Source organism: Acidovorax sp., from assembly GCF_034519795.1.
Classification (GTDB): Bacteria; Pseudomonadota; Gammaproteobacteria; order Burkholderiales; family Burkholderiaceae_C; genus Acidovorax.
On sequence record NZ_JAXHOB010000004.1, the window covers coordinates 85,920 to 99,003 of the forward strand.

Here is a 13,084-nt window from a genome sequence, read left to right on the forward strand (position 1 = left end):
CTATGGGCAGGAGAAGCAACGCAGCGGACCGCCAAAGGCCGCGCTGCCAACGGCCGCAGGAATTTGTGCGGAGGGTCTTCAAGCGCCCGCCCCGCCGGCCGTCAGATGGAATTGCCCCATCGCCCCCGCCAGCCGGTTGGCCTGGTCCTGGAGGCTCTGGGCCGCCGCGGCGCCTTCTTCCACCAGCGCCGCGTTCTGCTGCGTCATGTGGTCGAGCTGGTCCACGGCCTGGCTGACCTGGCCGATCTGGCTGCTCTGCTCGCTGCTGGCGGCGTTGATCTCGGACATCAGCGTGGTGACCTGCTGCACGCTGGTGACGATGTCCTGCATGGTCGAGCCCGCCGTGACCACCAGGCGCGCGCCATCGCTCACCTTGTCCACGCTGGTGGCGATCAGGGCCTTGATCTCCTTGGCGGCGTTGGCGCTGCGGCCCGCGAGGTTGCGCACCTCGCTGGCCACTACGGCAAAGCCCCGGCCCTGCTCGCCCGCCCGCGCTGCCTCGACGGCGGCATTGAGCGCGAGGATGTTGGTCTGGAAGGCAATGGAGTCGATGATGCCCACGATGTCGGCGATCTTCTTGCTGCTGGCGTTGATCTCGTCCATGGTCTTGACCACCTCGCCGACCACGTCGCCGCCCTTCTTCGCCACCTGGGCGGCAGTGTGGGCCAGGGTGTTGGCCTGGCGGGTGCTGTCGGCATTGGCGGCCACGGTCTGCGCCAGTTGCGCAATGCTGGCGGCCGTCTGCTGCAGGCTGCTGGCGGCGTGCTCGGTGCGCGCGCTCAGGTCGGTGTTGCCGGCCGCCACTTCGGAGCTGGCGACGTGGATGGACTCGCCCGAGTCGCGCACCTCGGTCACCACATAGTGCAGCGACTCGACCATCTTGTTGAGTGCCGTGAGCAACTCGCCGATCTCGTCGGTGCGGTCCGTGGCCATGCGCACCGTGAGGTCGCCCTGCGCCACCAGGGCTGCGGCGTCCGAGGCCTGGCGCAGCGGCAGCACGATGGAGCGGCGCAGCAGCCAGCCGAACAGCGCCGACAGCCCCACCACGAAGGCCACCGCCAGCGCGCTGACCCACTGGGCGCGCGAGGCGCCGGCGATCATTGCATCGGCCGCTGCGACCGAGGATTTCTCGGACTCGGCCAGCAGTTGGTCGATGGCTTTCAGGTACTGCGCCAGCGCCGCGGCGTGCACCTGCAGCTCCTTCTGGCTGATGACCTTGGACTCCAGTGCGTTCTGCACCAGGGTGTCGCGCAGGGCCGCATACTGCTGGCGCTGCGCCTGGGTCTGCTTCCACGCGGGCACCGTGCTCGCCGCCGCAGCCGAGGTGGCCAGCGCCGCGTCGATGCGCTTGCGCATGCCCTCCTCGGCCGCCAGCTGCGTGCGCATCTCGGCCACCAGGGGAAACACATCGCTCGATCCCGTGGCGCGCAGCGCGATCTGGCCGATGTGCACCGACTGGGTCTTCCACTCGCGCACCGCGCGCTCGATGGGCAACTGTTCCGCCGTGAGCAAGGTGGCCTGGCGCGTCGTGCCCTGGCCGGTGAGCCAGGTGGTGGAACCGAGAAGCGCCACCGCGCACCCCAGGATGCCGAAGGCGGCCGCCAGCTTCTGGCCCACGCTCAGCGTGCGCTTGCCGCGCGCAGATGCCGCAGCAAGGGAAGATCGCCCGTCCGGGCTGCCCTGGGGCAGGGTAGGCAGCGCAGCGGCATGGGAGGCCGTGACGGCCGGGGTGCGGGTGGCACTGGCCGTTGCGGGAAGGTAGTTCATGGCATTCTCCGTGGTGTTGGGTGTCATCCGCCCCATCGCGCGACGGGGCGGCATGCCCTTGCATTGCAAGCCCTGTGCCACAACCCGGGGGCCGCAACGCGGGCGTCAGGCGGTGTCAGTCTGCAATCGCGCACTCGCCGAAGCCGCCGCCGCCCGGCGTGGAAATCTCGAACACGTCACCCGGCTCCATGAGCGCAGCGCCGATGTGCGCCAGGTCTTCCACCTGCCCGTTGGCGCGCAGCACGCGGTTGAGCCCGGTGAGCCCGGCCTGCCCGCCGGCCATGCCGAAGGCCGGCTTCACGCGCCCGTTGGACAGGATGCTGGCCGTCATCTGCTCCAGAAAGCGCACGCGGCGCACGCCGCCATTGCCGCCGCTCCAGCGCCCCCGGCCGCCCGATCCCGCGCGGATCTCGTAGCTGTCGAGCACCACGGGGAAGCGGAACTCCAGGATCTCGGGGTCGGTCAGGCGCGAGTTGGTCATGTGCGTCTGCACCACGCTCGTGCCTGCAAAGCCGCGCACCACCCGGCCCTGCCCATCGAGCACCGCGCCCGCACCACTGCCGCCCGCGATGGTCTCGTAGTACTGGTACTGCGCATTGCCGAAGGTGAAGTTGTTCATCGTCGGCTGGCTGCCCGCCATGACGCCGAGCGCTCCGAACAAGGCGTTGGTGATGCAGGTCGAAGTCTCCACATTGCCCGCCACCACCGAGGCCGGCGGATTGGGGTTGAGCATGGAGCCCTGGGGGATGATGACCTGCAGGGGCTTCAAGCAACCAGCGTTGAGCGGGATGTCGTCGTCCACCAGGGTGCGAAAGACGTACAGCACGGCCGCCATGCACACCGCGCGCGGGGCATTGAAGTTGTTGACCTGCTGCGCGCTGGTGCCGGCAAAGTCGATCACCGCGCTGCGCTCGGCCACGTTGACCTTGACCGAGACGCTGATCTGCGCACCATTGTCCAGCGGCAGCGTGAACTGACCGTCCTTGAGGTGCGTGATCACGCGGCGCACCGACTCCTCGGCGTTGTCCTGCACATGGCGCATGTAGGCCTGCACGACATCGAGGCCGAACTGGTCCACCATCTTGGAGAGTTCCTGCACGCCCTTTTCATTGGCCGCGATCTGCGCGCGCAGGTCGGCCAGGTTCTGGTGCGGGTTGCGGCTCGGGTACGGCGTGGTGCCGCCGCCGGTGGCCAGCAGGTGGCGCACGGACTCTTCCTGCAAGACGCCCTGCGCCACCAGCTTCACGTTGTTGATCTGCACGCCCTCTTCCTCGATGCGCGTGGAGAACGGGGGCATCGACCCCGGCGTGGTGCCACCGATGTCGGCGTGGTGGCCGCGCGAGCCGACATAGAAGGTGGGCTCCTTGCCGCCCGCCACGTACACCGGCGTGATGACGGTGACGTCCGGCAGGTGGGTACCGCCGTGGTAGGGGTCGTTGAGCATGTACACGTCGCCCGGCTGCATGCTGCCGGTGTTCTCGCGGATCACGGTCTTGATGCTCTCGCCCATGGAGCCGAGGTGCACCGGCATGTGCGGGGCATTGGCGATCAGGTTGCCGGTGGCGTCGAACAGCGCACAGCTGAAGTCCAGGCGCTCCTTGATGTTCACTGAATAGGCCGTGTTCTGCAACTGCAGACCCATCTGCTCGGCGATGTTCATGAACAGGTTGTTGAACACCTCCAGCAGCACCGGGTCCACCGTGGTCCCGGCCGCGTACTGCACGCTGCGCGCCGTCACGCGGTCGAGCACCAGATGGTCCAGGTCGGTCAGGCGCGCCAGCCAGCCGGGCTCCACCACGGTGGTGGTGTTCTTCTCGGCGATGATGGCCGGGCCGGGGATCGTGTCGCCAGGTTGCAGGTCCTCGCGCACCACCAGGGCGGCGTCGTGCCACTGGCTGCCCGAGTACATGCGCACCGTCTCGCGCCGGGGGTGCACGCGCTCGGCATGCAGGGGCAGGCGCGGCTCGGCCGGCGCATCACCGGCGATCACAGCCTCGACCGACACGGCCTCGACCACCAGCGACTTGCCCACCATCAGGAAGGCGAAGCGCTGGCGATACGCGGCCTCAAAGGCCGCCTGCACAGCTGGCATGTCGCCGAACGGCACGACGAGGGCTGAATCGGTGCCCTCGTAGCGCACATGCACGTTGTAGCGCACCTGCACCGGGTGGTTGCTGACCTGCTGGCGTTCCAGCTCGGCCTGGGCAGCGGTACCCAATACATCCAGCCGCTCGGCGATCAGCGGCAGCGAGACCTCGGCCAGCGGCAGTTCCACCGCCTGCTCGCGGATCACGGTCTGGTCGGCCAGGCCCATGCCGTAGGCGCTGAGCACACCGGCCAGCGGGTGTACGAACACACGCGTCATGCCCAGGGCATCGGCCACCAGGCAGGCATGCTGGCCGCCGGCGCCGCCAAAGCATTGCAGGGTGTAGCGCGTCACGTCGTAGCCGCGCGCCACCGAGATCTTCTTGATCGCGTTGGCCATCTGCTGCACGGCGATCTGGATGAAGCCCTCGGCGACTTCCTCGGGCTGGCGCTGGGTCTGCACCGCCAGTTCCGCGAAGCGTGCGCGCACCGCCTGCGCGTCCAGCGTCTCGTTGGCCGCCGGGCCGAACACGCTGGGGAAGTAGCCCGGCTGCACCTTGCCGACCATCACGTTGGCATCGGTCACGGCCAGCGGGCCGCCGCGGCGGTAGCTCACCGGGCCGGGGTTGGCGCCCGCGCTTTCGGGGCCGACGCGAAAGCGCGCGCCGTCATAGCTCAGCACCGAGCCACCGCCAGCGGCCACGGTGTGGATGCTCATCATGGGAGCGCGCATGCGCACGCCGGCCACGTGGGTCTCGAACTCGCGCTCGAAGGCTCCCGCATAGTGGCTCACGTCGGTGGAGGTGCCCCCCATGTCAAAGCCGATCACGCGCTCCTGCCCGGCCAGGCCGGCCGTGCGCGCCATGCCCACGATGCCGCCGGCCGGGCCGGACAGGATGGCGTCCTTGCCCTGGAAGGTGTTGGCATCGGTCAGGCCGCCCGAGGACTGCATGAAGAACAGCTTGACCCCGGGCATCTCGCTGGCCACCTGCTCCACGTAGCGGCGCAGGATGGGCGAGAGGTAGGCGTCCACCACCGTGGTGTCACCCCGGCTCACGAACTTCATCATGGGGCTGGTCTCGTGCGAGGTGCTGATCTGCGTGAAGCCGACCTCCCTGGCAATGCGCTGCGCCGCCTGCTCGTGCTCCGTGTAGCGGTATCCGTGCATGAAGACGATGGCCACGCTGCGCAGGCCACGACCGTAGGCCGCCAGCAGGTCACCGCGCAGGGTGGCTTCATCGAGCAGTTGCAGCACACTGCCGTGTGCGCCCATGCGCTCACGCGCCTCGATCACCTCGGTGTAGAGCAGCTCGGGCAGCACGATGTGGCGGTCGAACAGACGCGGCCGATTCTGGTAGGCGATGCGCAGTGCATCGCGAAAGCCGCGCGTCGTGACCAACAGCGTGGGCTCGCCCTTGCGCTCGAGCAGCGCGTTGGTGGCCACCGTGGTGCCCATCTTCACGCATTCAACCAAGGCGGGCGTCACGGCATCGCCAGTTGCCAGGCCCAACAGATGGCGGATGCCGGCCACGGCCGCATCCTTGTACTGCTCGGGGTTCTCGGACAGCAGCTTGTGCGTGACCAGCGTGCCGTCGGGGCGCTTGCCGACGATGTCGGTGAAGGTGCCGCCCCGGTCGATCCAGAACTGCCAGCGGGGAATCTGTACGTGGGGTGTCATGGTGGTCATGGTGGTTCCGATGGAAGAAGAAAAAATGGGAGTGGCGGGAATCAGGCCGCGGTTGCGCAGGCTGGCGCCAGGCGCTGCAGAATTTCGCGCACAGCGGGGATGGGAGGCGCGCTGGCCAGGGCATGCGCCTGTGGGCACCAGGGCCCGCCGAGCGCCGTGGTCCAGGCCATCACGGGCAGGATGTCGGCGGGTGGCAGGGTCTGCATGGCCTCGATCACGATGCGCAGTTCCTGCGCCAGCCTGTTGCCGGGCGCAAAGCGCCAGTGGTACTGGCCGCAGCCCACGCGCACGGCGCGGCTGTCCTTCTCGGTCATGGCCACGAGCCAGTCGCAGTGGAAGTCTGCGCTGTCCGGCGCTGGCGGATCGGCCAGGCAGAAGGTGTAGACGTTCTCGAAGCTGCGGTTGAAATTGCGCACCAGGGTCTCGGCGATGGCCTCGCGGCCCTGGGCCGAGGGCGGGAAGACCATGCCGCCCTGGCGCATCTCCATCTGCAGCAGCGCACCGCCGGCAAAGGCCTGGGCGATCAGGTGCGGGCGGTTGCCATCCTTGGCCCGCAGGTATGTCTCGACGGAAAGCTGGGGGGTGTGCATGGTGCTTCTCCTGGAACGGGGTTGGGCAAGCTCAGCGCTGCGTGTAGTACGGGATGAAGATCTGGTTGGCTTCGCCCCCCACGGAGCGCACCCACTCGCGCGAGAAGCGCTCGCCCAGGCGCTTGAGTTCGGTGTCGAGCTCGGCGGAGGCACGGTCCACCTTGATGCCCTTGCGCTGCAGCTCGCCCACCGACTCGTCGGCCACGGCCTGGCTCATGGCCCAGCCACGCGCCTCGGCCTCGCCGGCGGCCTTTGTCACCGCCTGGCGCACCGCCGGCGGCAGCGCCTCGAAGGCCTGCAGGTTCACGAAAACGATGTTCTTGGGGAACCAGGCGTTGATGCCGTAGTAGTGCCGGATCTGTCCCCATACCTGGTTCTCGACCCCGGTGAGGGCCGAGGTGATCATGGAGTCGAGCTGGCCTGCGGACAGGGCCTTGCTGACCTCGACCATGGGCACGTCCACCGTGGCGGCGCCCAGCATCTCGGCGATGCGCACGGTGGCCGGGTTGTAGGTGCGCATGCGCGTGCCCTTGAAATCGGCCGACGAGCGCACGGGCGCAATCGAGAACAGCCCCTGCGGCGGCCAGGGCACGGCATACAAGGCCTTGAGCCCCTTGCGTGCGAAGTGCCCTTCGATCAGCGGGCGCTGCAGGTCCCACATGCGGCGTGCGTCGGCGTAGCTGCGCACCACGAAGGGAATCGCGTCGGCACCGGCGATCGGCATGCCCTTGACCAGGCTGGTCATGATGGTCTCACCCGCCTGGGCCTTGCCCTCCTGCACCGCCTGGGGAATGTCGGCGAGCTTGGCCAGCGTGTTGTTGGCGTGCACCTCGATGCGCAGGGCGCCCGAGGAAGCGCGCTCCACGTCCTGTGCGAACTGCACCACGTTGCGCGTGTGGAACGACTCGGCGCGGTAGCCGGTGGCCAGCTTCCACTGGGTCTGGGCGTGCGCCACCGGGGCTGCGGCGAGCGCGGCCAGCAAGATTGCTTTCATCATGATCGGCTCCAGTGACGAGGACGGGTGAGGCGCTAGGCTGGATGAAGCTGCGCGACCTACATGCGGTTGGGCAGCCACAGGACGATGCCCGGAGCGAAGTAGGTCGCCATGACCGCCGCGATCATCAGCGCGAACAGCGGCAGTGCGGTGCGGGCGATCCACATGATTTCCCGCCGCGTGAGGCCCTGTATCACGAACAGGTTGAAGCCGACGGGCGGCGTGATCTGGGCCATCTCGACCACCAGCACGATGAAGATGCCGAACCAGATCAGATCGAAGCCTGCGGCCTCCACGGTGGGCAGCAGCACCGCAATGGTCAGCACGACCATCGAGATGCCGTCCAGGAAGCAACCCAGCGCGATGAAGAACACGATCAGCAGCAGCATCAGCGAGAACGGCGCCAGGTGCAGCGAGCCGATGAACTCCGCCAGGTGCCGCGGCAGGCCGATGAAGCCCATCGCCAGCGTGAGGAAGGCAGCGCCGGCCAGGATGAGACCGATCATGCAGTACACACGGCATGCCGCCACCAGACCTTCCTTGAACAGCTTCCAGCTCAGGGAGCCCTCGATACTGGCCAGTATCAGCGCTCCGCCGACACCCAGCGCTGCGGCTTCTGTCGCCGTGGCAATGCCGCTGTAGATCGCGCCCAGAACCACGACGATCAGGGAGACCACGGGAATCAGGTGGCGCGAGGCGTACACCATCTGGAAGAAGCCCATCGGAGCATCGGGGGCGGGGACCTTGTCCTTGTTGAGCAGCCCCCAGACGACGATGTAGCCCATGAACAGCCCCCCCAGCAGCAGGCCGGGGATCACGCCGGCGAGAAAGAGCTTGGAGATGGAGACATTGGCGGCCACACCGTAGACGATCATGATGATCGACGGCGGAATCAGCAGCCCCAGCGTGCCCGCACCGGCCAGGGTACCGACGGAAATATCGTCGGGATAGCCGCGCTTCTTGAGCTCGGGCAGCGTCATCTTGCCGATGGTGGCGCAGGTGGCGGCGGACGATCCGGAGATCGCGGCAAAGATGGTGCAGCCGACCACGTTCACGTGCAGCAGGCGGCCCGGCAGGCGCTCCAGCCACGGAGCAAGCCCCTTGAACATGTCGCTGGACAGCTTGCTGCGAAACAGGATCTCGCCCATCCAGAGAAAGAGCGGCAACGCGGTCAGCGTCCAGCTGGAGGTCGAGCCCCAGATGGTCAGCATCATGCTGTCGCCCACGGGGCGGCTGGTGAAGAGTTCCATGCCGAGCAGCGCCACCGCCAGCAGCGACAGCCCGATCCACAGGCCTGATCCGAGCACTGCGAACAGCACCACGATCAGTCCGAATGCAATGATGACGTCCATGATTTTTCTACCTTGGTGGTTGTTATTCGGACCGTGCGGCCTCGGACGCTGCGATGAGGCTCTCGCCGCGGGCCCGCAGGACGAGGGCGTGGGCGAATGCGATGGCAAAGCCGATGCTGCCCACCGCCATGCTGATCTGGGGGATCCACAGCGGTGAAGCGTCTGCGGCAGGGGAGATGTCGTGCGTAACGTACGAGATCCAGACGGACCGGGTGGCATACCAGGCGACGTAGGCCGTGAGTGCCAGCGCCGCGATCAGGCAGAACCATTCGAAGAAGGCCCGGCCACGGGCCGGCAGCCGGTCGAGCATCAGCGTGACGCGGATGTGGTCACCGTTCTGCAGGGTGCCCGGCAGGGCGAAGAACAGCGCCGCGGCAATCGCATAGCCGGCATAGGCATCGAGCCCCTGTACGTCGATGAACGAGACTTGGCGCGACAGCACACCCAGCAGGACGATGAGGAATGCAGCCACCATCGACACGCAGGACAGGCCGGTGAGCAGGCGGTACAAATTTCGGACGAGCTTGTCCATGGCGATCTCCCGGAGTTCGCTGACAAATGAAGGAAAGGGGGACGAAGGGGATGGCCGGGCAGTACCCGCCGGCATCCTGGAGGCTGCCCCGGAGGAACCTCCGGCGGCAGCGGCAGGCGGATGCCCTGGCTTACTTGCGGTACGCGTCGATGATGGCCTTGCCTTCAGGGCCGGCAGACTTGATCCACTCCTCGGCCATGGTGCTGCCGATCGAGGCGAACTCCTTCTTGAGCGCGTCCGATGGTTCGGTGATGGTCATGCCCTTGGCACCCAGTTCCTTGAGGAACTCCTTGTCCAGGCGCTCGCTGGTTTCCCAACCGCGCTTCTCGGCTGCGACAGCGGCCTTCATCACGGCGTCCTGGGTGGCCTTGTCCAGGCTGTCGAAGGCCTTCTGGTTGACCACCGTGGCATTGCGCGGCTGCCATGCCGCCACGGGGTAGAAGTACTTGACCTGCTCATAGAGCTTGCTTTCGACACCGCTGGCCGAGGAAGTCAGGAAGTTGTTCACGGTGTTGGTGGCCAGCGCCTGCCCGAGTTCCGTGAGCTGGATGGTGACCGGCTGGGCCTTGAGCAGTTGCGCGATGCGCGTTGTTGCCGGACTGAAGGAACGCATCTTCGTGCCGGCCAGATCGGCAGGGCTCTGCACCGGCTTGGTGGAGTACAGCGACTGCCCAGGCCATGGCACGCTGAACAGCAGCTTCATGCCCTGCGAAGCCAGCAGCTTTTCCTGCGCAGGCTTGGCCACCTGGTACAGCTTCAGGGACTCGGCGTACGACTTCGTGAGGAAGGGGATCGAGTCCACCCCGTACAAGGGGTTTTCGTTGGCCGCGCCTGAAAGGATGAACTCGGCCGAAGGTACCTGCCCGGTCTGCACGGCGCGCTTGAGTTCGTTGGCCTTGTAGAGCGAGCCACCGGGGTGCAGCGTGATCTTGAGCTTGCCACCGGTCAGCTCATCCACCTCCTTGGCAAATTGCTGGACGTTGACCGTCTGGAAGGTGTTGGCGCTGTAGCCCGTGGGCAGGTCCCATTTGACTTGCGCCTGGGCACTGGCGGCGCAGACGGTGATGGCAGCGAGGGCAATGGCGATGCGTTTCATGGTGGAGGCTCCTTGAGGTTAAAAGCTGGCGAGCTGGTGGTTGAGAAGGTCGGAGATCAGCATGCAGCCCGGTGCGTGGGTGATGCAGAACGCCGGCTGGGCGTGCAGGATGGCGGACTGCGGCGTGACGCCGCAGGCCCAGAAGACGGGGATCTCGCCGGGCATCAGTTCCACGGCGTCGCCGTAGTCGGGCCGGGCCAGATCGGCAATGCCGATCAGGGAGGGATCACCGATGTGCACCGGTGCGCCGTGCACATTGGGAAAGCGCGAGGTCACCTGCACGGCGCGTATCACATCGGCCGCCGGCATGGGTCGCATGGTCACCACCATCGCGCCGCCGAAGGGGCCGGCCGGCTCGGTCTGCAGGCTGGTGCGGAACATGGCCACGTTCTTGCCTTCGTCGACATGGCGCAGGCGGATGCCGGCCTCGATCAGCGCCGACTCGAACGAGAACGAGCAGCCAAGGATGAAGGTCACGAGGTCGGGGCGCCAGAATGCAGCAATGTCCGTCACCTCCTCGGCCATCTCGCCATGGCGCCAGACGCGGTACAGCGGCACGTCGCTGCGGATGTCGATGCCCTGGCCCAGCGAAGGCAGCGAGAACTGGCCGGGCTCGCTCACCGCCAGCACCGGGCAGGGCTTGGGGTTGCGCTGGCAAAAGCGCAGGAAGTCGCCGGCCTGCACCTCGGGCAGGATGACCAGGTTGCCCTGCACGTGGCCGTCGGCCAGGCCGCTGGTGTGCGAGGTCCACAGGCCCTGGCGGATCACGCTGCGCACGTGCGCGGCGTTGCTGCTGCCTGCTGAACCAAAGACCTCGGGCGTGTTGTTGTGTGTGGAGTCCACCGTGGCTTCCTTGCGTTGCGAAATGTCAGATGCGTGACGATGGATGGATTGTGTTGGCGGTCCACCGCCACTGGCAAATTCAAAAAATTTCTCTCAGGTCATCGATTTTTTCGATGCACTACGCTGGAGCACACTTCACCCAACTTGGTGCTAAGTGAAAACCCTAGGGATCCGAAAGACGTGCCGTGGAGCCCTTGCGGACATGCATGGATACGGCGCAAAACGGCGCTCCACGGCGGTGGTGGAAGGGCGCGACAAGGGCATCTCGTGCCTGCGTGGCACAGGCACGGGGACTTCCATCCGGTCGCTGGATTGCACCAACAACTGGCATGGCCGGACTGCAGCGAAAACCAGGCGCCTGCCTGGCGCCCGCAAATGGGCGCCCAACTGCCACGCAGCAGCCCGACAGGCCTGCACAGGCGCAGCGCCCGGCACACTCCGTCAGCCAGGTTTCAGCTTCTGGCGCGGCCCTTGGGGCGCTCGGCCTGCAGTTCGACGAAGGCCAGCGCCGAGCGCACCACGCCTTCCACGGCCGGCGAGGACGGGTCTTCGCGGTAGCTCAGGTGGATGGGCAGCGGCCGCAGCTCGGCCTCGCAGGCCAGCGGGCGCAGGTCCGGGAAGGCCAGCAGCCGCTGCACGGCCTGGCGCGGCAGCGTGGCCACGCCGAAGCCGCCCTGCACCAGCTGCACCATGGCCGAGATGGAGGAGATGGTGTGCACGCAGCGCGGCTCCACCTGCGCCTGGCGCAGCACATCGAGCAGGCTCACATGCGGCTGCGAGCCACGCTGGAAGGTCAGGATGTCGGTCTCCGCGAAATCCGCCAGCGCATAGCGCCGCTTGCGGTGCAGCGCGCTGTTGCCCACGAAGACCATTTCCATGGGCGTGAGCGCCTGGGTGCGAATGCCCTCGGCCGAGGCGGGCAGCGCGGCGAACACCGTGTCCAGTGCGCCGCGGCGGATCTGGTCGAGCAGCACGGGGGTGGTCTCCACCGTGAGTTCGAGCTCGAGCAGCGGGTTGTCCTTGCGCAGCTGTTCGATCCACGGGATGAGCCAGGAGTGCAGCACCGATTCGATGGCACCGAGACGGATGGACACCTCCATGGGCCCACCCGACCCCATCTCGGCCTTGAGCTGGCGCTGCAGTTCGAGCATGCGCTTGGCGTAGGTGAGAAAGCGCGTGCCCGCCACCGTGAGCTTGAAACGCTTGTCGCTGCGGTCGAGCAGCAGCACGCCCAGCTCTTCCTCCAGTGCCGCCACGCGGCTGGACATGGCCGACTGCGTGAGGAACAGCTTTTCGGCCGCGCGCGTCACGCTGCGCAGGGAGGCGACCCAGTAGAAGGCTTCGACGAAACGCAGGTTCATGGTGCTTTGGTGGGTTTGCGGCGCCCGGATTGTGCGCCCGCTTTACCGCGACAGAGCAGCCAACATGCCAGCACCCTATTCAGCGAACAGCGGCAGGTCGGCCTTCTTGAGCGTGCGCAGCACGAAGCTCGAACGGCTGTGGCGGATGCCCTTGATCTTGTAGAGCTTCTCGCGCAGCAAGCGCTCGTAGTCGCGCGTGTCCTTGACCACCACACGCAGCAGGTAGTCGTAGTCGCCCGAGACCAGGTGCGCCTCGATCACCTCGGGGATGCTGGCCAGGGTTTCGCCGAACTTCTCGAGCGTATTGTCTGAATGGCTGTCCAGCGTGACCTGCACCAGCACGGTGTCCGACAGGCCCAGCGCCTGCGGATTGAGCCGCACGGTATAGCCCTGGATCACACCGGCCTCCTCCATCTTCTTGATGCGGCCCCAGCACGGCGAGGGGCTCAGGCCCACGGCCTGGCCGATTTCCTGCAGGCTGGCGCGTGCATCACCCTGCAGCACAGCGAGAATTTTTCTGTCGAGGCGGTCCATGCATTCAATTATTCATGCAATACGGCATCTGCAGCAAATTTTTCTGCAAAACTCTAATTTTTCACAAAATCCAGAAAGAACTGCTGCGCTCCGCAGCGCATACTTTGGACATCAAGGCGCTCTTACCGGAGCGCACAAACTGACAGGGCCCCGGACTGGTTACCGCCAGACCGGGGCACTTGGCAACATCACCGGAGCAGCATGGCCTCCACACGTCCTCCCGATCCCACGATCCGGGCGCAT

At 66.7% G+C, this 13,084-nt stretch carries 10 protein-coding genes; all 10 read right to left on the reverse strand.

Features of this window, described 5'->3' with window-relative positions; genetic code table 11:
• Positions 1-78: 78 nt before the first annotated feature.
• Positions 79-1,767, reverse strand: a complete 1,689-nt coding sequence (locus tag U5N23_RS04185; protein WP_322591581.1) for a methyl-accepting chemotaxis protein — start codon at positions 1,765-1,767, stop codon at positions 79-81.
• Between the two features lie 115 nt (positions 1,768-1,882).
• Entirely contained in the window at positions 1,883-5,539 is a 3,657-nt protein-coding gene (locus U5N23_RS04190; protein ID WP_322591582.1) for a hydantoinase B/oxoprolinase family protein, read from the reverse strand.
• Positions 5,540-5,580: 41 nt separating this feature from the next.
• Entirely contained in the window at positions 5,581-6,129 is a 549-nt protein-coding gene (locus U5N23_RS04195) for a hypothetical protein (RefSeq protein WP_322591583.1), read from the reverse strand.
• A gap of 31 nt (positions 6,130-6,160) precedes the next feature.
• Positions 6,161-7,126 carry a TRAP transporter substrate-binding protein gene (locus tag U5N23_RS04200; RefSeq protein WP_322591584.1) on the reverse strand — a complete coding sequence of 322 codons (966 nt, stop codon included), beginning with the start codon at positions 7,124-7,126 and terminating at the stop codon, positions 6,161-6,163.
• Positions 7,127-7,182: 56 nt separating this feature from the next.
• Entirely contained in the window at positions 7,183-8,475 is a 1,293-nt protein-coding gene (locus U5N23_RS04205; RefSeq protein ID WP_322591585.1) for a TRAP transporter large permease subunit, read from the reverse strand.
• Positions 8,476-8,497: 22 nt separating this feature from the next.
• Positions 8,498-9,007: a TRAP transporter small permease gene (locus U5N23_RS04210; RefSeq protein ID WP_322591586.1), complete on the reverse strand. Its 510-nt coding sequence runs from the start codon at positions 9,005-9,007 to the stop codon at positions 8,498-8,500.
• Between the two features lie 130 nt (positions 9,008-9,137).
• Positions 9,138-10,103, reverse strand: coding sequence for a TRAP transporter substrate-binding protein (locus U5N23_RS04215; RefSeq protein WP_322591587.1), 966 nt, complete (start codon positions 10,101-10,103; stop codon positions 9,138-9,140).
• Between the two features lie 18 nt (positions 10,104-10,121).
• Complete coding sequence (locus tag U5N23_RS04220; protein ID WP_322591588.1) at positions 10,122-10,946, reverse strand: putative hydro-lyase; 825 nt, start codon at positions 10,944-10,946, stop codon at positions 10,122-10,124.
• Positions 10,947-11,398: 452 nt separating this feature from the next.
• Positions 11,399-12,307: a LysR family transcriptional regulator gene (locus U5N23_RS04225; protein WP_322591589.1), complete on the reverse strand. Its 909-nt coding sequence runs from the start codon at positions 12,305-12,307 to the stop codon at positions 11,399-11,401.
• Between the two features lie 75 nt (positions 12,308-12,382).
• Entirely contained in the window at positions 12,383-12,841 is a 459-nt protein-coding gene (locus U5N23_RS04230; protein ID WP_007860247.1) for an Lrp/AsnC family transcriptional regulator, read from the reverse strand.
• Positions 12,842-13,084: the final 243 nt, after the last annotated feature.